This window comes from Mycobacterium sp. EPa45 (assembly GCF_001021385.1).
Taxonomy (GTDB): domain Bacteria; phylum Actinomycetota; class Actinomycetes; order Mycobacteriales; family Mycobacteriaceae; genus Mycobacterium.
Map to the genome: position 1 here is coordinate 4506623 of NZ_CP011773.1, position 20007 is coordinate 4526629.

The 20007-nt window shown below is 66.1% G+C and carries 18 protein-coding genes and 1 pseudogene; 8 read left to right on the plus strand and 11 right to left on the minus strand.

What is annotated here, in order from left to right:
• Position 1: 1 nt before the first annotated feature.
• Complete coding sequence (locus AB431_RS21460) at positions 2-865, minus strand: alpha/beta fold hydrolase (protein WP_047331631.1); 864 nt, start codon at positions 863-865, stop codon at positions 2-4.
• 171 nt (positions 866-1036) lie between these two features.
• Here AB431_RS21460 and AB431_RS21465 point away from each other — a divergent pair, with 171 nt between their 5' ends.
• Together AB431_RS21465 and AB431_RS21470 are read left to right on the plus strand one after the other, a co-directional pair.
• On the plus strand, positions 1037-1738 hold the full coding sequence (locus AB431_RS21465) for an IclR family transcriptional regulator (RefSeq protein WP_047333672.1): 702 nt from the start codon (positions 1037-1039) through the stop codon (positions 1736-1738).
• Positions 1739-1876: 138 nt separating this feature from the next.
• A complete protein-coding gene (locus AB431_RS21470; RefSeq protein ID WP_047333673.1) occupies positions 1877-3511 on the plus strand; it encodes an FAD-dependent oxidoreductase in 1635 nt (544 codons plus the stop codon).
• Between the two features lie 56 nt (positions 3512-3567).
• On the opposite strand, the gene AB431_RS21475 is transcribed toward AB431_RS21470, so the two are convergent.
• Positions 3568-5103: an AMP-binding protein gene (locus AB431_RS21475; protein ID WP_047333674.1), complete on the minus strand. Its 1536-nt coding sequence runs from the start codon at positions 5101-5103 to the stop codon at positions 3568-3570.
• Between the two features lie 73 nt (positions 5104-5176).
• Between AB431_RS21475 and AB431_RS21480 the strand changes: the two genes are divergently transcribed.
• On the plus strand, positions 5177-5893 hold the full coding sequence (locus tag AB431_RS21480) for an enoyl-CoA hydratase/isomerase family protein (protein ID WP_047331632.1): 717 nt from the start codon (positions 5177-5179) through the stop codon (positions 5891-5893).
• A gap of 9 nt (positions 5894-5902) precedes the next feature.
• On the opposite strand, the gene AB431_RS21485 is transcribed toward AB431_RS21480, so the two are convergent.
• From AB431_RS21485 to AB431_RS21510, 6 genes are read right to left on the minus strand one after another with little or no spacing between them, the layout of a single operon-like run.
• Complete coding sequence (locus AB431_RS21485) at positions 5903-7111, minus strand: DUF1214 domain-containing protein (RefSeq protein ID WP_047331633.1); 1209 nt, start codon at positions 7109-7111, stop codon at positions 5903-5905.
• A gap of 17 nt (positions 7112-7128) precedes the next feature.
• Positions 7129-7932 carry a sugar phosphate isomerase/epimerase gene (locus AB431_RS21490; RefSeq protein WP_047331634.1) on the minus strand — a complete coding sequence of 268 codons (804 nt, stop codon included), beginning with the start codon at positions 7930-7932 and terminating at the stop codon, positions 7129-7131.
• 6 nt (positions 7933-7938) lie between these two features.
• Entirely contained in the window at positions 7939-9108 is a 1170-nt protein-coding gene (locus tag AB431_RS21495; protein WP_047331635.1) for a sulfotransferase, read from the minus strand.
• A complete protein-coding gene (locus AB431_RS21500; RefSeq protein ID WP_047331636.1) occupies positions 9105-10232 on the minus strand; it encodes an LLM class flavin-dependent oxidoreductase in 1128 nt (375 codons plus the stop codon). The genes AB431_RS21495 and AB431_RS21500 overlap by 4 nt, the downstream gene beginning before the upstream one ends.
• Complete coding sequence (locus AB431_RS21505) at positions 10232-11050, minus strand: TauD/TfdA family dioxygenase (protein WP_047331637.1); 819 nt, start codon at positions 11048-11050, stop codon at positions 10232-10234. Before AB431_RS21505 ends, AB431_RS21500 begins: the two co-directional genes overlap by 1 nt.
• 27 nt (positions 11051-11077) lie before the next feature.
• The gene (locus tag AB431_RS21510) at positions 11078-11719 is read right to left on the minus strand and encodes a TetR/AcrR family transcriptional regulator (RefSeq protein WP_047331638.1); all 642 of its coding nucleotides are present in this window, start codon (positions 11717-11719) and stop codon (positions 11078-11080) included.
• 82 nt (positions 11720-11801) lie between these two features.
• Between AB431_RS21510 and AB431_RS21515 the strand changes: the two genes are divergently transcribed.
• From AB431_RS21515 to AB431_RS21535, 5 genes and pseudogenes are all read left to right on the plus strand, one after another.
• Positions 11802-12302 (plus strand): nuclear transport factor 2 family protein, encoded by a 501-nt coding sequence (locus AB431_RS21515; RefSeq protein ID WP_047331639.1) that lies wholly within the window; start codon positions 11802-11804, stop codon positions 12300-12302.
• A complete protein-coding gene (locus tag AB431_RS21520) occupies positions 12302-13417 on the plus strand; it encodes an NAD(P)-dependent oxidoreductase (RefSeq protein WP_047331640.1) in 1116 nt (371 codons plus the stop codon). The genes AB431_RS21515 and AB431_RS21520 overlap by 1 nt, the downstream gene beginning before the upstream one ends.
• Entirely contained in the window at positions 13414-14199 is a 786-nt protein-coding gene (locus AB431_RS21525; protein ID WP_047331641.1) for an SDR family NAD(P)-dependent oxidoreductase, read from the plus strand. The genes AB431_RS21520 and AB431_RS21525 overlap by 4 nt, the downstream gene beginning before the upstream one ends.
• Positions 14196-15161: a phosphotransferase family protein gene (locus tag AB431_RS21530; protein ID WP_047331642.1), complete on the plus strand. Its 966-nt coding sequence runs from the start codon at positions 14196-14198 to the stop codon at positions 15159-15161. The genes AB431_RS21525 and AB431_RS21530 overlap by 4 nt, the downstream gene beginning before the upstream one ends.
• Before the next feature lie 106 nt (positions 15162-15267).
• Positions 15268-16613: pseudogene (locus AB431_RS21535) on the plus strand (HNH endonuclease signature motif containing protein).
• Here the strand turns inward: AB431_RS21535 and AB431_RS21540 are convergent.
• From AB431_RS21540 to AB431_RS21550, 3 genes are read right to left on the minus strand one after another with little or no spacing between them, the layout of a single operon-like run.
• Positions 16610-17908: an acyl-CoA dehydrogenase family protein gene (locus tag AB431_RS21540; protein WP_047331643.1), complete on the minus strand. Its 1299-nt coding sequence runs from the start codon at positions 17906-17908 to the stop codon at positions 16610-16612. The pseudogene AB431_RS21535 and the gene AB431_RS21540 overlap by 4 nt on opposite strands.
• Positions 17909-17926: 18 nt before the next feature.
• Positions 17927-18706, minus strand: coding sequence for an enoyl-CoA hydratase/isomerase family protein (locus AB431_RS21545; protein ID WP_369803079.1), 780 nt, complete (start codon positions 18704-18706; stop codon positions 17927-17929).
• Positions 18703-19932, minus strand: coding sequence for an acetyl-CoA C-acetyltransferase (locus AB431_RS21550; protein WP_082135764.1), 1230 nt, complete (start codon positions 19930-19932; stop codon positions 18703-18705). Before AB431_RS21550 ends, AB431_RS21545 begins: the two co-directional genes overlap by 4 nt.
• Positions 19933-20007: the final 75 nt, after the last annotated feature.

Consider the following 20007-nt stretch of genomic DNA (forward strand, 5'->3'; position numbering starts at 1 on the left):
CTCACCGGTCCAACAGGAAGTCGATGTGCAGGCGGTTGAAAGTCTTGGGGTCCTCGTACTGCGGCCAGTGTCCGCAGCCTTCCATGACCTCGAAGCGGGCGCCCGGGATCATCTCCGAGATCCGGCGCCCCTCGGTCGTGTCGGCGGTCGGGTCGTCGCTGGTCCACAGCACTAGTGTCGGGGCCGTGATGGCACCGTAGTCACTGGGAGTCATCAGGTTCCGCTGCCTGATCTCCGGATCTTGCAACGCCATGATGTGGCGCATCGCGTTGACGAAGCCGGGCTGCCGGTACACCCGCTGGCGGCTGGCGACGATGTCGTCGTAGTCCTTGGACTTGTCGGCCATCAGCCACTTGATCCTGGCCTGCACGGTTTCCCAGCTCGGGTTCTCTGCGGCGGCCATCGACAGCGTGATGATCCGCTTCATCACCTCGGGGTCCGCCTGCGATCCGCCGGCAGTGTTGAGCACCAATCGCTCGAGCCGGTCAGGATGGTCGACGGCGAAGCGCGAGGCCACCCAGCCGCCCAGCGATTCGCCGGAGATGTAGGCCTTTTCCGCGCCGATCGCGTCGAGGACAGCGGCGAGATGGTCGACGTAGTGGGGGATCTCCAGCAGGTGGCCGGGCTTGTCGGTGTAGCCGTGCCCGAGCATGTCGATCGACCAGGTGGAGAAGTATTCGGCGTGAGCCTCGAGGTTGCGGACGTAGGCCTCGGCGTGCCCACCCGAACCGTGCAGGAGCACGAGCGTCGGGTTCGTCGGATCGCCGGCGTGGAGATAACGGGTGCGCACGCCGCCGGCATCCAGATAGCCCTGTGAGAATGCAACGCCCTGCAGGTCGCTCCAGACGCTCTCGAACTCCGGCACCCAGCTGCCCCTATCCTCAGTGATAATGGGATTCTCGCTTTTTGTAAGCGGTATGTGTAATTATTGAACTATGGTGTGCGATAGTTTAAGAGCATCACTCTCGGAGTGCCGTCTGTCAAGACACTTCGGGGTGACTCGAACCCGATCTCGCACCTCAGCCACGGGAACGACATGACGCAGACACCCACCGAAAGCCCGGTCAGCGCTGCGCCGGGATCACAGACCCTGGCCCGCGGCTTGCACGCGTTACAGCTGGTCGCGGCCACCAAAGGCGGGCTCACCATCCAGCAGGTGGCCGACCACATCGGTGTGCACCGGACGATCGCCTACCGGCTGCTGAGCACCCTGGCCTCCTACCGGCTGGTGGCCAAGGCCGAGGACGGACGGTTTCGTGCCGCGGCCGGCCTGGCCGCCCTGGGCGCGTCGTTCGACAACAACATCCGCGAGCTGTCCATGCCGACACTGCGCGATCTGGCCGACGAGCTCGGAACGACGGTGTCGCTGCTGGTCGCCGAGGGCGATCAGCAGGTCGCGATCGCTGTCATAGTGCCCACCCGGGTGTCGTATCAACTGTCGTTCCACGAGGGCAGTCGCTACCCCCTCGACCGCGGTGCGGCCGGGATTGCCCTGCTGGCGAGCATGCCGGCACGCCCGGGCGAACGCCCGCTGGTGACCCGCGCGCGCGAGCAGGGCTGGATCATCACCTACGGCGAGGTCGAGCCCAACACCTACGGCCTCGCGGTCCCCGTGCATCGGCCCCCCGGCTCGCCGCACACCTGCATCAACCTGATCTCGCATCGTGAAGACGTCGTGCTGCACGGCCGGGAGTCCGCGATCGCGGCGGCCCAACGCCTTTCGACCGTGCTGAGTTAAGCACCCCGCTGAACTGGGCAAATGGCGATGCGGCCGCTTGACACTGTGCGATCGGCGTCGTTAGCGTGACAACAACGAACACCCGCGTTCGGTAAATGCACACGCCAATGCTCGTGTGCGGCAATAGGAGTGAAGGCGATGGCGGACACCTGGGACTCAGGCGCACCCGGCTCACATAGGTGGGACCGTGAAGCCGACGTCGTGGTGCTCGGCACCGGCGCGGCCGGCCTGACCGCTGCGCTGACTGCTGCGGCCAACGGCGCCTCGGTTGCGGTGTTCGAGAAGGCTCCGACCGTCGGCGGCACCACCGCGGTGTCCGGCGGCATCGTATGGATTCCCGCGCACAACCGGGCGGCCGGCGGTGAGCTGACCGTCGGGGATGCGCTGAAATACCTTGAGGCGCAATCGCTGGGTGTCATGGACCGCGAACTCGTCGAGACGTTCGTGCGGACCGGCCCGGAGATGCTGGACTACGTGGAGGCCCGCAGTGCACTGCAATTCGAGGTCGCCGAGGGTTTCCCGGACTACAAGCCAGAGTTGCCGGGCGGGCAACCTGGTGGCGGACGGTCACTGAACGCCAAACCGTTCGGCCTTGCCGCGGTGGGCGAATGGGCCTCGCGCATCACGTCATTCCCCGTCGACTTCAGCAACGTCGGTATCGACGCCGAGACGCGGGCCCGCATCCACGCCGCCGTCGACGATATGGACGGTGACTACTGCGTCGCCGGCACCGCGCTGATCGCCGGCCTGCTGAAGGGCCTGCTGGACCTCGGGGTCGCTCCCGTCACCGAGGCCCGCGCGGTCGAGCTGATCGGATCGGCGGCGGGCATCTGCGGGGTGCGGATCGCTCACGGCGGCAAGGAGATCCGGGTGCGCGCCGCTAAAGCGGTGATCCTGGGAACCGGCGGATTCGAATGGGATCAGCGCTTGGTCGAGGCGTACCTGCGCGGGCCGTTGCGGGGTCCGGTTTCACCGCCGAACAACACCGGCGACGGACTGCGGATGGCCATGGCGCACGGCGCGGACCTGGCGAACATGGGCGAGGCCTGGTGGGTGCCGGTCATCCAGATTCCCGGCGACACGTTGGGCGGTAAGCCGCGCAGCCGCAGTGTGCGACTGGAGCGCACCCGGCCGCGCAGCATCATCGTCAACCGGGCCGGAAAGCGCTTCCTCAACGAAGCCGGTGAATACAACTCGATGTCCGGGCCGTTCCACCAGCTCGACCCGCGGCACGGGTACGTCAACGATCCGGCCTGGATCGTGTTCGACGACCAACACCTCAAGCGATATGGCTTCCTCGGGGTGGAGCCCGGCGGCGAGGCGCCCGACTGGTTCAACAAGTCAGTGACGCTGGCCGAGCTGGAAGACAAGACCGGGATCGACGCCGACGGTCTGGCCGCCACGCTCACCGCATGGAACGACAACGTCGCCGCGGAGGTCGATCCCGAATTTGGCCGGGGCGCAAGCGCTTACGACGGTTATTGGGGCGACAACTCGGCGGCCACCCCCGCGCTGCAGACCCTCGGCCCACTGGACACCCCGCCGTACTACGCCGTGCCGGTGGGCATCGGCGCCATGGGCACCAAGGGCGGCCCGCGCACCGACCGCGACGGCCGGGTGTTGCACGTCAGCGGGAAACCGATCCCCGGGCTGTTCGCCGCCGGTAATGCGATGGCGGGTGTGACCGGACGCGCCTACGGCGGGGCCGGCGGAACCCTGGGCCCGGCCATGGTGTTCGGCTACCGCGCCGGACTTGCAGCGTCTTCGCGTTGATTCAGAACTGAGCGCGACTTTCGGGCCGAGATCTCGCCCTGAGTTCTGACTCGGTGCTACCGGCCCTCGGTAATGCTCTTGCGCACCAGATACTTCTGCACCTTGCCGCTGGCAGTGCGCGGGTAGTCGGCAACCTCGTGCAATTCCTCGGGCCACTTCTGCCGGGCCGCGCCGCAGCTCTCGAAGTGCTCGCGAACGTCCTCCAATGACGGCATCTGGTGGCCCTCCTTCACGCGCAGCACCGCAGCGGTGTGCTCGCCGAGACGGGCATCCGGCGCGGACACCACGACCGCCTCGGCGACAGCGGGCATGCTCAGCAGCAGCTCCTCGACCTCAAGCGCGCTGATGTTCTCCCCGCCGCGAATGATCACGTCGGCCTTGCGGTCGGTGATCGTCAGATAGCCATCCTCGTCGAGCACGCCGATGTCCCCGGTGTGATACCAGCCCTCATCGTCGAACGCCGTCTTGGTCAGCTCGTCGTCGGTGTAGCCCAGGCACAGATCGGGCCCGCGAGAGAGGATTTCGCCCTCCTCGGTCAGCCGGACCTCGACGCCCGGCCGTGCGTCACCGTCGGTGAGCAGACGCTTGTCCTCCGGTGCATCCGGGGCTGATCCGGTGATCGACGGGTGCTCAGTGCTGCCATAGGACCGGAAGACATGCACACCCAGATCGGCAAGTCGGCGAGTCACCGCGACCGGGACCGTGGATCCGCCGAGGCCGACGTGCTTGATGCGGCTCATGTGCGAGTCGGTGAACTTCGGATGATCCAGCAGGCTGGTCACGAAATACGGCGGGCCGCCACCGATCGACATGCCTTCGGACTCCATCAGTTCCAGCACGCGACCCGGGTCCCAGACGTCGGTCAGGTCGATGGGCGCGCCCTCGAGCACGGGAATCAGAAACGCACCGACCATGCCGATGAAGTGGCCGACGGGGGTCGCGGTGATCTGCCGACCCCGATCGGGTGCGTAGTTCGCCAGCAGCTGACGGGTCTCGAACCCGAGCGTCTGATGGCTGTGGATCACCCCCTTGGGGTCGCGGGTGGTTCCCGAGGTGAACGCGATCAACGCCGGGCCGGCCGGGTCGGTGTGCAACTCGCCTTCCATCGGCTCGTCGGCGAGCAACTCGTCGAAGTTGTCCCCTACCAACCCGACGATCGGGACGTCGGCGCACAGGTCCGGCTGAAATTTCATGTGGCCGAAGTGCTCGGTGGTGATGAAGACCTTGGGCCGCGATGAACCGATGATGTGGCTCAGTTCCTTGCGACCGTAGAAGTGCACGATTGGCACGACGACGGCACCCAGGAACGACGTCGCCCAATACGTCACCGCGGCCTCGACCCAGTTCGGCAGCTGGAAGGCGATGACATCTCCCGGCCCGACGCCGCGTGCCCGCAACCCCGCCGCGAGCCTGCGCGCCCGGATCTCCACGTCGCGGAACGTTCCGCTGAACGGACGCACCGCGGAGTGCACCCAGAACCCGGTGTCGGGGTTCGCCCGCAGGCCATTGGCCAGCAGCTCACCGAGAGTATCCGGCGTCCACCAGCCCTCCTCGATGTAGCGTTTGCTCAGCTCAACCGGGATATTCCTCAACTGCAGCACCTCCGCTTGGCGATGCTATTCTCCGTCATCGAGAATGCCAATACCGAAATCGGAGAACGCAACCATGGTCGATCTGGAGTCGAGTGACGGACTTGCGGTCCTCACGATCGACCGTCCGCAGGCCCGCAATGCGATCGCGCTGTCGACCATGGGCGAGCTCGAAGAAGCGCTCGACGCCGCGGCCGGGGCGCAGGCGTTGGTGATCCGCGGCGGCGGCGACCGGGCATTCGTGTCTGGCGGTGACCTCAAGGAACTCAGCGCGCTGCGCACCACCGAGGAAGCCGCCGCAATGGCCGCCCGCATGCGGGCGATCTGCGACCGCATCGCCGCGTTCCCCGCCCCCGTCATCGCCGCACTGAACGGACACGCCCTCGGCGGCGGGGCCGAAGTGGCCGTCGCCGCCGACATCCGGATCGCCGCCGACGACATCAAGATCGGCTTCAACCAGGTATCGCTGGGTATCATGCCGGCCTGGGGAGGTGCCGAGCGACTGGCGGCACTGGTCGGCAAGAGCAAGGCCCTGTTGCTCGCCGGGTCCGGCACGATTCTCACCGCAGACGAGGCTGACCGGTGGGGCCTGATCGACCGGGTGGTTCCAAGAGTGTCGTTCGACGACGAATGGCGCACACTGGCAAGATCGTTGGCCAACCGGCCGGCCGGGGAGATCAAGAAGGTGATCGGCGGCGTCACACCGACCGAGGCGATTGATGCCTTCGCCGAACTGTGGGTGTCCGACGAACACTGGGAAGCGGCCGACCGGGTGATGAACCGCGCGAAGTAGCAACCGCATCTACAGCGGGAACCTGGCGCGCACACCGTTGAACCGCTCCCAGAGCTGCGCCCTGCGCTCGGATGCGTTGACCCGCTTGGTGTCCGGCGGCAACACCTTGTCGAGTTGAGCTCGGGTGACCAGCTGAGTGGACAGTGCCGCCGGCTCCCCCTCGAGCATGTGGCGGTAGGTGAGGTTGCCCCGTTCGAAACCCTGGGTGTCGACCCAGTTGTGCACACCCGGGTCGTCGTGAGCAAGGACGAGACGCACCTTGCCATCAGCGTCGGTGGCCGCCCGACTGGGCGTATAGCTGACCGGACGGTAGAGGAAGTCCATGCTGGTGAAGAACACCCCCATGTTGGTGATCATCCACAGCCCGTCGTGCGCGTCGAACTCGACGATCAGCGCATCATCGGGGCCCACTTCCCAGTACATATTCGCCGCGGTCCGACCGCGCTTGGCGTCGGCCGCGCTGGCATCCATCGCCGGGAAGCTGTTCGGCCGCGTGGCATCGACGCCGCCATAGGTGAACGGGAATTCGGGCCAGCTGGTCATCAACCCGGTGACGAAATCACCCGCCCAGCCGAACGCATCGATCATCGTGGCGGCCGTCGGCACCGGCTTCGGTGAATCCATGTCGACCCGCTCGATGCGCAGCTGTCCGGGCCGCTCATCCCAGCTGTCGAAGCCCTGGCGGATGAACAACTTTCGCGAGGCTGCGGTGGTCGGCAGCCAGTTCGGGCCGCATTCGGGGCCGCCGATGTACAGCTCGAAGGTGCCGTCGGGTTCGACGTGCAGCTGGTGGCCAAACACATTGGCCTCCGGCACGTCGCCGAAGGGCTCATGCAGTACGTGCGGGCCGGCCGGACGGGCGCCCTGCACCGTGATGTTGAAAAATCGTGCGGTGCCGCGGGTTCCGGTGATGCGGTAGGCCGACACACCGTCGATCCAGGCCTGCTGATAGGTGAAATCGGCACAGTCACCGCCGAGCTTGCGGGTCGGGTTGCAGAATGCGTGGATGCTCGGATAGCGCGGATCACGGGTTTCCAGAGCAAGGTCGAAGGCCTGTCCCAGATTCTGAGTGAGAAACCGGAACGCGTCGGCCCGTTGCGCGCCGGAGGTGGCGTTGGTGTCTTTGAACGCGTGGGCGCCCGCAGCTTTCAACCGGTCGCAGAACTCGCTCCACGCATCGTCGAGCATCGTGTCATCCGGACCGTCGCCAAAAGCCACTGCAGTCCTCCTCTTCTTCAGCCGCCGAGCCGGTCGAGCATCCCGCGAACCACGCCGCACGCCCGCTGCGCGGCCGCCAATCGACCTTCCGCGTCGATTCGCGGCCCCAGCAGCTCCAGGTCGAATCCGAACCGGTAGCCGTCAGCCAAAGCCTGTGCTACAAAGGCTTCGATCGGGATGGCGCCGTCGCCGGGCACCGCCCGGGCGGGGAGGCCACGGTCGCCCAGAACATAGTCACTCAGCTGGATGAGCCGAGTCCGCGGAAGCGCTGCGCGCAGCAGTCCCGTCAGGTCGGCCTCGGCCCAGCAATGGAACAGATCGATGCAGATGTCGAGCCCGGCCGACTCCGCGAGCGTGACGGTGTCGCGCAGGCTGTGCGCCATGTGGATGTCGGCGTACAAGGCAGAAGCATTCTCGATCGCGAGGCTGACACCGGCCTGCTCGGCCTCGCGGACGCACGGCTCGATCGCCGAGCCGAAGGCGTCGGCGGCCTGCTCCCAGCCCAGTTCTCCGCGGCCGCCGGTGAGCATATAGATGCAGCGGGCATCGACGGATGCCGCGATCTCGATGACCCGGGACAGGGCGCTCCGCGCTGCGCCGACCGACTCCTCGTCCGTCGGCACCCGGCCGGCGCCGAACACATGGCAGACGGCCTGCACCAGATGCCGTCCACCCTCGACCACCTGCCGGAAGGCTGGGTCGAGCAGTTCAGTGTCGATGACACTGAGGCACCGCACGCCGAGTTCCGACCAATTGCGCTGCAGTTCAGCCGGACTCGCCCCCATGAAAGTGACATCGTGGACGGACAGCTGCGCGTGCATGCCGGGTCAATCCCGATTCTCGATGGGAACTCCAAAGCGCTCCCGGAACGACGCGAACTCGGCATGCAGCTCGTCGAGGCTCTCACCGATGTCGGTCAACAGTGAGGTGGAGTACCGGAACTTGCCGTATCGGTCGCCGCGGTTCTCGGCCAGGTAGGTGCGCATTGCGGCTTCGGCCTCGCCGGTGACCTCCCGTCCGCAGAAGCTGTAGTAGTTGCGCACCGTCGCAACCGGATCAGCGATGAACTCGGTGTACGGGATGTGCATGATCCGCGGATCGTCCACCAGCGGCGAGCTCATCGTGTTGGCGATGCTGACCCTGGTCAGCTCCAGATGCATCTTCGCGGCGGCCTGCAGGTCGACCGGCCCGACGATGCCCTCCAGGATGTCGGCCATCATCATCGTGCGCGATGCCGCAACCTGCACCGGATCACGATGCAACCACAGCAGATTCGCGTCGGGATAGGTGTCGAAGAACGCCTCCAGGCGGAAGCCGTGGAAGCCCTTCAGCACCCAGTACTTGCGCGGCCGGTTGTACTGAAACTGTTGCAGCATCGCCTTATGCAGCCGATATTGCGCGGCGGGATCGGTTGGCAGTCCGCCAACCACTGTCTGCATCGGTACGCGCCACCACGCGGTCGGGGTCATAACTCGGAAGTCGAATGCCCAGGTGCGTTCGTCCTCGGGAAGGCCGTCACCGAGCATGTCGTTGTAGGGATGGCTGTGCAGCCATTTGGGCATCTTCGCGTTGATCTCACGCCAATCGGCATCGGCCCTGTCCCGACGCGGATCGTCGGGGCCGGCCAGACCCGGCGGTGGCGACGGATACATCACCTCCCAAAAACGCAGGGCGCGTCCGTGCGGATCGACCGACATCAACGCGTGCATCAGCGTGGTACCCGAGCGCGGCTCTCCGGTGACGAACATCGGCCGGTCGATCACTTCCTCGGCGATCGGATAGCGGGTCCGGTCGGCGATCAGCTCCAACCGCGATGTCAGCAGCCAGTGACAGACGCGTTCGGCTTCGGCGATTCCGTTGGCGTCCAAGCCGACACCATTGAGATGGTCGACGGCTTGCGTGAATCGCTCCGGCAGGCTCGGATCCCCGAAGTCGTCGCAGCCCGTCTCGGCTCGAGCGCAAGCAAGCAGGTCGGCGGCCTCCAGCACGGCGGTCATGACGGTCCTCCACACAGGGTCAGCAATTCGTCTTCCGTTCTGCGCACGTTGGCCGCCGACGCGGCGCTGAACTCCAGGCCGGCCATCGTGCTGTAGTCCAAGATCTTGGGGACCCGGAGTCCGGCGTCGACGTATGACTTGATGGTCCGCGCCACTTGCTTGGGTGTGCCGTGCGGGACGACGGCCAGGATCGCCTCGGGATCGACGTGGGCGAGGAACTCGAGGACCCGTTCCCGGGTGAGGGTGGCGGGATCGATGTCATGGAATCCGCCCCAGTCCTCCCCCATCGGATGGTCGAATCCGAAGTTGCGCAACACTTCTGCGGACACCTGCAGCAGGAAACTCGCCACCAGCGGTGCGCGGACGATGCGCTCGAGGGCGGCGTCGTCCTCAGCGATCAGGCAGATCTGGACGAAGCACGGGGTGATCGCCAGTGGGTCGCGTCCGGCACGGTCTGCCGACTGGCGCACAGCGTCGAGCATCTCCGCGTAATGCTCGGGTGTCCATGCGCCGGCCGGCCACCAACCGTCGGCGTAACGCCCGACGATCTCGAGCATCCGCGGACCGCTCGCGCCGATCCAGATCGGCGGAAAACGCCCCTCGTATGGCTCGGTGTCCAGCCGGGCCTGTTCGAGCCGATAGAACTGGCCGTCGAAGTCGACCGGGCCCGGGCTATCCCACAGCAACCGAATGACTTTCAGTGCTTCTTCGAAGCGGCTGACAGGCTTCGCGAAGTCGAAGCCATACGGCACGATGTTTTCGGTCTCACCGCTACCAAGACCCAGGATGAACCGTCCGCGGGACAGATGGTCGACGGTCAGCGCGCTCTGGGCCAGCAGCGCAGGATGGCGACGTACCGTGTCGACCACGCTCATCGCCAAAGGCACGTTGGTGGTGAGCACAGCCGCGGCCGCGGCAACCGCCATGCCGTCGAGGTGGCGGTGCGGCGACGGCGACACCGTCGCCAGGTCGGTGAATTCCGATGTCCACAGCGAATCCGGCCAGAAACTCACCATGTGATCGGGCAGCCAGACCGAATGGTAGCGACCGCTGTCCAGGTCGGTCAGCACCGAAAGGTCCAGGGGAAGCGTCGTGCGCAGGAATGCGGCAGGCTTGACGTCCATCAGGCGAATGGCTCCTCGCCCTCCAGCTTGGTGCGGTGCAACAATCTGCCGGACTGGGGGTCGTAAGGGGTCGCGCGGTGCATCGTTCCGGTGTTGTCCCAGATGACGAGGTCGCCCACCGACCAGCTGTGGCGATAGACGAACTCGGGTCGGGTCGCCCAATCCCGCAACCGGACAAGCAGTTCGACGCTCTTGCGGAAATCCATGTCCACCACATGCCGCGCTGTGCAGCCCAGCACCAGCGACTTGCGTCCGGAGCGGTGTCTCCACACCAGCGGCAGTTCACGATCTCCGATCGCCATCATCGTCCGCAGTGTCTTGAAGCTGGGTTCGGGCTCGTAGTAGAACAGGGTGTTCCACGCCGAGTGCATCACCCGCAGCGATTCGAACGCATGCTTGTCAGCATCGTCGAGCGCATCGTAGGCCGCGTAGGTATTCGCGAATTCGGTGTCACCGGAACCATCCGGGCACACCACCTTGCTGGACAACAGCGAGGCACGGATCGGCACCTCGTTCATGGTCCCGTCGATGTGCCAGTACAGCGAACCCTTCAGATAATCGGCCAGCTCATTGATGCTGGTGTCCAGGGTGACGGAGTACACCTGTTCACCCGTGCGCTCGGGGGCGAATGTGCCCAGCGTCTGCGTGAATTCGATCTGCTCGGAGTCGGTGAAGCCGATCTGCGGGAACACCAGCACACCGCGGCGCTCGAGAAGGTCGCGAAGTACGTCGGCATGGACTCCGTCGAGCAGTTCCGCCTTGGTAGCCCGGACTTCAGAGGCAATGGTCGGTTTGATGTCCACGACCGACAACGTCATGAACGTTAACTATACACACAAGTATAGTTAACGGGCCAGCACTCCGCGCAGGAACAGATCCACCGCGTGCAGCAGCCGTCGCCGCTCTTCCTTGCGGCTGCGGTAGAGGCCGAAATCGGCCAGCCGGGCGGGCAGCACCTCGACCATCGCCAGGAAGTGCTCGGCGGCAAGCTCGATGTCGTCGACCTCGATGGCGCCGGTCGCGGCGTGTTGCCGGAGCAGATCCATCACCTGTTGCTGGCGGCCTGCCCAGCCGAGTGACTCAGCGCTGGAGGCGAATTCGGGAAAGCGATGGGCTTCGTTGCGTGCGATCCTGTGCAGTTGCACGATGTCGGGATTCAGGGCATGACGAAGCGCTCCCTGGCCGATGGCCACCAACGCGGTACGCAGATCCTGGTCCTCGACGGCGTCGTCGGCTTCGACCTGCACGGCCCGGCTGAACGCCCACGGGATGACGTCGAGAAAGACCGCGCGCTTATCCGGGTAGCGCGCGTACAGGGTGGGCTTGGTGATTCCGGCGGCATCGGCGATCGCGACCATCGTGGTCGCGTCGTAGCCGTTCTCCAAGAACGTGCGCACCGCCGCTTCCCTGAGCCGGTGGTGCAGCGCCGCGGCCTCGGCCTGTGTCGGCCGACCGCCCCGCCGCTGCGCCGGCGACCCCTTTGCCATTCGCGAGAGTTTACGTCGCGGTCTATCACATCGGGGTTGACCGTGTGAGTCCGCCTCCTGCGCTGCGGCCGTTCGCTAGCCTATGCCGGTGACCGACGAGGCCGTGGATATCGAAGCGATCAAAAAGCTCAAGGCTCGGTATTGCCGTCTGCTCGACACCAAGGACTGGGCGGCCTGGCGGCAAATCTTCACCGACGACTTCATCAGCGACACCACCCCGTCCGGTGGTGTGCTCATCACCGGCGCCGACAATATGGTCGCCTTCATCAAGAAGACCCTCGGCAAGCCATCGCAACCCACGGTGCATCAGGTGCACGCCCCCGAGATCGAGCTGACCTCGCCGACCACGGCCACCGGAATCTGGGCGCTCAACGACATTGTGCGCCTTGCCCCCGGCGTCAACCTCGCGGGATACGGCCACTATCACGAGACCTATGAGAAGACCGACGGACAGTGGCGGATCAAGACGTCCGCCCTGACCAGGTTGCGCGAGGATGTCTTCAATCCCCTTTTCTCCATCCGCATTTCACCGCGACTGCGGGATGCCGCAGCCGGGCTGGCACGAAAGCGAGGCATGGTCTGATGTCGCAGCGCACAGTTCTGGTCACCGGAGCGTTCGGCCAAGTCGGCTGGCGCACGGCGGAGATCCTGCTCGAGCGCGGGCATACCGTCGTCGGTACCGATCTGCCGACCGAGGCGTCCCAAACAGTCGCAGACCGCCTGGCCGCCGCTGACCATCCCGGAACATTCCTGGCGGTCTATGCCGACCTGACCGACGCCGACGCGGTGAACCGGATGGTCACCGAACACGCACCGACTGCGATCGTGCATCTGGCCGCGATGTTGTCACCGGCCTCCTACCGGAATCCCAAGGTGGCCCGCCGGGTCAATGTCGGGGGCACCACCAACCTGGTGCGCGCCGCCGCCGCCCTGCCCGAACCGTCGACGATCATCTACGCATCCAGTGCGTCCGTCTATGGCTCCCGAAACCCCTACCGCTACCCCGAACTGATCACCCCGGCGACACCGGTGAATCCGATCGACCAGTACGGCGAGGACAAGGTGCTGGCCGAGAAGGTGATCACCGACAGCGGATTGCCGTACGCGATGCTGCGCCTGGCCGGTGTCATCTCCCCCGACGCCGCGAGCTCGATGAACGCCGACTATCTGATCCTGATGCGAGCGACCCCGGGCGACAACCGGTTGCACACCGTGGATGCCCGCGATGTCGCGTTGGCCTTCGCCAATGCGGTCGATCGCGCCAAGGCCGTCGCCGGCAAGGTGCTGCTGATCGGCGGCGACGAAACCCACCTCCACACCCACCGCGACGTGGAAGACGACATGATGGCCGCGATGGGGCTGGGCCGGCTGGGTTCCGGCGCGAGCCTGCCCGGCGATCCCGACGACGACCGGGGCTGGAGCTTCACCGGGTGGTATGACACGACGGAATCTCAAGCGCTGCTTGATTTCCAAGAACACCCCTGGTCGGAGACCGTGGCCTGGGTGGCCGGGTCGCAGAGCGGGGTGCTGAAGACTGCGCTCGGGGTGGCCGGACCACTCATCAGGCCCGTGGTGCGGCTGGCGCTGGCCGCGCAGCGACACCAGGAAGGCCGCGGCAAGTACGCCGACCCGTGGAACTTCATCGCGAGCAAGTACGGCCCCGAGATTCTGGCCGGCGCGGGAAAGGAGCCGACGTGACCGGACGCTGCGCCGGCAAGGTTGCACTGGTGACCGGCAGCAGCCGGGGCCTCGGCAAGGCGATCGCACAGCGATTGGCCGCCGAGGGCGCCACGTTGGTGCTGACCGCCCGTACCGCGGAACCCGATCCGAAGTACGACGGCTCACTGGTGCAGACGAAAGCGGAGATCGAGGGCGCCGGTGGCACCGCGGTCGCGATCGCCGCGGATCTGTCCGACTCCGCGGATCGCGAACGTCTGTTCGCCGAAGCGGTGGCCCGGGTCGGCGCCCCCGACATCATCGTCAACAACGCGGCGGTGACCTTCCTGCGCCCGCTGGATGGTTTCCCCGAGCGGCGGATGCGGCTGATGCTCGAGATGCATGTGGTCGCACCGCTACATCTGACTCAGCTCGCTATCCCCGCCATGCGTGAGCGCGGCCGCGGATGGGTCCTCAACCTCACCTCGGTCGGTGGAGATCTCCCGGCTGGGCCACCATTCTCCGAGTTCGACCGCACTGCGGGATTCGGCATCTACGGCACGGTCAAGGCCGCGATGAACCGGCTGACGAAAAGCCTTGCCGCCGAACTGTATGACGACGGCATCGCGGTCAACGCAGCGGCGCCTACCAATCCGGTGGCGACTCCCGGCGCCGGCACCCTGGACCTGGCCAAGACCGACACCGAAGACATCGAACTCATCACCCGGACCGCGCTGGAGCTGTGTACCGGTGACCCGGCGATCCTGACCGGCCGCATCGCGCACACCCAGACCTTCCTGCGCGAGATCGGTGCGCTGAGCTGACCACCCAGCTCCTCGACGAGCTGCAGACCCGCCTGGCCCCCAGGGGCATCGCGGGCCTGCGGCCGCTGACCGGTGGGGCGTCCAGCTTGACGTTCGCCGGCGAATTCGACGGTCGTCGCGTCGTGGTGAAAGTCGCACCGCCAGGCCATGCGCCGATCGCTCATCGCGACGTGCTTCGCCAGGCCAGGATCATCCGTGCTCTGCACACCACCGCGGTTCCAGTACCGGAGGTCTTGTTCGACGACGGTGGCGAACCACCCGAGATATCACCGCTTTTCGTGATGGCGTTCACCGACGGGACATCGGTGGAACCGCTGTTCGACACCGGTCCCGCCGGTTCGACAGTGGCGGTGGCCGAGCGCTTCCGGCATGCCGCCCGAACGTTGGGCGTATTGCACCGACTCTCCCCCGCTGGGCTCGGCCTGGCGGACGAGCCCGTCGTGCAACCGACCGCCGAAGTCGACAAGTGGTGTCGCACATTGGAAACGGTGGACCCGGCGCTGGCACCCGGCTGGCAGGCGGTCGCGGGGGCGCTGCGAGCAGCCGCCCCAACTCCGATTGGACCAGCAGTGGTGCACGGCGACTTCCGGCTGGGTAACCTGTTGGCCGACGAACATGGCATCACCGCCGTGATCGACTGGGAGATCTGGTCGATCGGTGACCCGCGCGTCGACGTCGGCTGGTTCCTGATCAACTCCGACCCGGACACCTACCGTCGCGCAACCCCGTATCGGGGGACCACACCGCCGGTTGGGGAACTGGCCGACCAATACCGGGATGCGTTGGGCAGCAATGCGCCTCACCTGGAGTGGTTCCAGGCGCTCGCGTGCTTCAAGTCGACCGCGACCTGGTCGTTGATCGTCAAACACAACCGGCGCCGGACGACGCCCGATCCCGAGCTGGAGGCGATGGCCGGGAGCCTTCCGACCTTGCTCACCAAAGCCGCAGAACACCTCAACTAGGCCTTGGTTCAGTTGATACATCGTGGTTTATCCCCAGATCCGGATTAGTCCACAGCCCACGCCTCGCCTGAAATTTCTGTCCGCGGGGCGGCGTAGCCTTTCGAACATGAGTTCGATCGATGTGGTATTGGAGGCCCTCGACGAATGTGTCGAGGGCTTGGCCACGATCGATCTCGATGCGTTGTCCCCGCCCCAGCGGTTTGTGGTGTTGGAGCGGTTGGAGACCGCGCGGCGTCGCCAGGTCGCAGTGTCGCATGCGCTGGTGTCCCGGTGGAGCGGTTCGAGGGCTGCCCGAAACTCGATCTCACACTGGCTGATGTGTTGCGGGTCAGTCCCACCGAAGCGCGCCGGCGGATCCGCGATGCCGCCCAATTGGCGCCGCGCACCACGTTGACCGGGGAACCATTGCCGCCGGTGCTGGCCGAGACCGCACACGCGTGGGCTTCTGGGGAGTTGGATCCTGAGCATCTGCAGGTGATCCAGAAGTTCTTCCGCCAGCTGCCCAGCCATATCCCGCCGACCGCGGTCGAAGCGGCCGAACGCACCCTCGCCCACAAGGCGACCGTGCTGCGACCCGATCAGTTGGAGGACCTCGCCGAACGTCTTGCCCTGCACCTCAATCCCGACGGCCTGTTCTCCGACGAGGACCGCGCCCGCCAACGCAGCTTCACCTGGAGCCGCCGCCAACGCCCCGACGGCATGAGTGAAGGCAAGATCGTCGCCGACCCCGAAACCCGGGCCATGATCGATGCCGCGTTTGCCAAATTCGCCGCGCCCGGCATGTGTAACCCCGCCGACGAAACCCCCACCGTCCTCGACGAACCCACCGACGACACCCGCAAACGCGATACCCGCACCCGCGGTCAACGCCAACACGACGCGCTCAAAGCCTTGGTGCGCGGCCAACTCGGCGACCCGAAACTCGGCCAGCACAAGGGCTTACCCGTGACGGTGATCGCCACCGCAACCATCCAAGACCTGCAAGCCCAAACCGGACACGCCGTCACCGCCGGCGGCACCCTGCTCCCGATCCCCGACCTCATCCGGATGGCCAGCCACGCTTACCACTACCTCGCCCTGTTCGACGGCGTCGACGGCCGCGCACTCTGGTTGGGTCGCACCAAACGCATCGCCACCGCCGACCAACGCATCGTGTTGCACGCCAAATACCGCGGCTGCACCCGACCCGGCTGCGACGCCCCCGGCTACCACAGCGATGTCCACCACGCCGCCAACGACTGGAAAAACGGCGGCACCACCAACATCGACGACCTCACCCTGGCCTGCCCACCCGACAACGAACTCGTCGAAACCGGCGGCTGGACCACCCACCAACTCCCAGACGGCCAAACCCAATGGACACCACCACCCGGACTACCCATGCTCCGCGGCGGCATCAACACCTACCACCACCCAGAACGAATACTCCCCAAAGACGACGAAAAGGACTAGCCGCGCGGGATGCCGGCCAGCTTGTCGGCGAATTTCTCCTCGGCGGCGGCCCGCAATCGCAGAAGGTGCTCGGAGGGAAAGAGATCCGGCGCCGGCTCGCGGTTCTTGAGCAACAGCCTCGCCAGGGTCACCTTGTGCACCTCGGTCGGACCGTCGGCCAGCCCGAGGACGAACGACTCGGTCAGGTACTGCACGAACGGCATCTCGTGACTGGTCCCCAACGAGCCGTGGATCTGCAGGGCGCGCGCCGAGACGTCGTGCAACACCTTCTGCATCATCGCCTTGACCGCCGAGATGTCGGCGCGCACCGCCTTGTAGTCGTTGTACTGGTCGATCTTCCACGCGGTCTGCAACGTCAGCAGCCGGAAGGCCTCGATCTCCATCCAGGAGTCGGCCACCATCTCCTGCACCATCTGCTTGTCCGCCAGGACGCTTCCCTGGGTGTAGCGGGAGACCGCCCGCTCGCAGATCATGTCGAAGATCCGCCGCACCAAGCCGACGGTGCGCATCGCGTGGTGAATCCGGCCGCCGCCCAGGCGGGTTTGCGCCACCACGAACGCGCCGCCGCGCGGGCCGAGCATGTGATCGGCGGGTACCCGCACGTTCTCGTAGCGCACGTAGCCCTCACGGCCACCCTCACCGAGCGGCTGGTAGCCGAGCCCGACGTCACGCAGCACGTTGATCCCGGGCGTCTCACCAGGCACCACGAACATCGAATACCGGTCGTACGGGGCGGCATCCGGATCAGTCATCGCCATCACGATGATGAACGACGCCTTCGACGCGAAAGACGAATACCACTTCTCGCCGTTGATGACCCAGTGGTCACCGTCCTGGACGGCGGTGGTCTCGAAGATCTTGGGGTCCGCACCGCCCTGCGGTTCGGTCATCGAGAAGCACGAGATGATGCGGTTGTCCAGGAGCGGCTCGAGGTAGCGTTCCTTGAGCTCCGGCGTGCCGTAGTGCGCGAGGATCTCGCTGTTGCCCGAGTCCGGGGCCTGCGAGCCGAAAACGATTGGGGCACATTCCGACCGGCCGAGGATCTCGTTGAGCAACGCCAGCTTCACCTGACCATAGCCCGGACCACCGAGGTGCGGTCCGAGGTGGGTAGCCCACAACCCGCGGTCCTTGACGATCTGCTGCAGCGGTGGAATCAGCGCCTGACGGACCGGGTCGGTGAGGTCATGAGATTCTTTGACGACGTAATCGATCGGCTCGCACTCTGAGCGGACGAACTCCTCGACCCACTTGAGTTGATCCGCCCACTCCGGGTCGGTGGAGAAATCCCAAGACATATGTTCCGTCCCTTCAGGTTACGACCAGGTGGATCTGCGGGCCGCCGCGTCATCGGTCGCGTGGCTGAGCACCTGATTGCGATTCTCCAGCTCCAACGCCGGGCTCAGGCCCGCGGCGGCGATGTTGACCTGCAGTGCGCGCTTGGTCAACTGGACACCCAGCGGCGCCAACCCGGCTACACCACGGGCGATTTCGATGGACCGTTCGACAAGCTGCTCGGGATCGACCAGCTGACTCACCAGACCCCGGCGGTCGGCCTCCTCGGCTGAGACGGTGCGACCGGTGAGCATCCAGTCCGCGGCGACCCCGGCACCGACGATTCGCGGCAGGTGATAGCTCATCCCCATCTCCGCCCCGGACAGTCCGAGCAGAATCGCTGCATTGCCGAATGTGGCTGCGGTGGAGCCGATCCGGATGTCGGCGGCCAGGCTCAGCGCCAGCCCGGCACCCACGCACGCTCCGTTGACCGCCGCGATCACCGCCTGCGGCAGGTCGGCGACCGCGCGTACCAGGCCCGCCATCGCCTCCTGGAACCGCAGCCGGTCGATGGCCGGGGCACTGGCGTCCAGCATGCCCGGCCCGAAGTTCCGGATGTCGATACCGGAGCAGAAGCCACGCCCGGCACCGGTGATCACCACCGCGTGCACCGACGGGTCGTGGGCCACCGACGCCACGGTCTGCGCGATTTCGTCGCGCATGACTTCGTTGATTGCGTTGAGCTGTTTCGGACGATTGAGCCGGATGAGCAGGACGCCCGGAGCGGGCGTCTCGATCTCGAGCGTCTCGGTCGACATCAGACCCGCTCGATGATCGTCGCGGTGCCCATACCGCCACCGGTGCACATGGTGACCAGGCCGGTGGCGAGGTCGCGGCGCTCCAACTCGTCGAGCACGGTGCCGATCAACATGGCGCCGGTGGCCCCGATCGGGTGTCCGAGCGCGATGGCGCCGCCGTTGACGTTGACCCGCTCCGGATCGAGGCCGAGATCGCGGATCGTCTTGAGCGGCACCGCGGCGAACGCCTCGTTGATCTCCCATAGGTCGACGTCGCCGACGGCCATCCCGGCCTTGGCCAGGCAGCGCTCGGCAGCCGGGCCGGGTGCGGTGAGCATGATGATCGGCTCGCTGCCGATCGCCGCGGCGGCGCGAATGCGCGCACGCGGCGTCACCCCGTGGGCTTTGACCCACCCAGCGGAGGCCACTGTCACCACCGCGGCGCCATCGACGACGCCCGAGGAGTTGCCGGCGTGGTGGACATGGTCGATGCGTTCCACATCGGGGTAACGACTCAAGCAGATCTCATCGAAGGTGAGGCTTTCACCCTCGAGTCGAGCCGCACCCATGCGTTCAAAGGCGGCCGGCAGCCCACCCAGTTTCTCCAATGTCGTTCCCGGGCGCGGGTGTTCGTCGCGATCGGCAACAATGTCGCCGTCACCGTTGCGCACCGCTATCACCGAGCCGTCAAAATATCCGCCCCCGATCGCCGCTGCCGCACGGTCCTGGCTGGACACCGCGAACGCATCGACATCAGCCCTACTGAAGCCTTCCAGCGATGCGATCAGATCAGCCGATATACCCTGTGGCACAGTCGGATACAGCTGCCGAAAGGCCGGGTTCGCGCCATCGATCGTCGGGGCGCCCACAGTGACGTTCCACCGCGACATCGACTCCACGCCACCGGCGACCACCAACTCTTGCTGGCCGCTCGCGATGCCTGCGGCCGCGACCGTGACGGCCTGCTGCCCGGATCCGCAGAATCGGTTCAGAGTCATCCCGGGAACACTCTGCGGCCAGCCCGCCAGCAACAGTGACAGCCTGGCGATGTCGTCCCCGTGCTCACCCGCCATGATGCCGTTGCCGGCGATCACATCGTCGACCTCGGCGGGGTCGAAGCCCACCCGCTGGACGGCGGCGGCAAGGCACTGCGCCAACAGATCTTGCGGATGGACGACGTGCAATACCCCGTCGGGGCGACCTCGTCCGCGGGGAGTGCGCACCGCGTCGAGGATGAGCGCGTCGCTGATGGCCGGCCCCCTTCACTGGAATGCTGCTTCGCCGAAAGCGAGAATTGAGTTCTCTAAGCGCACTGTTGCATAGAA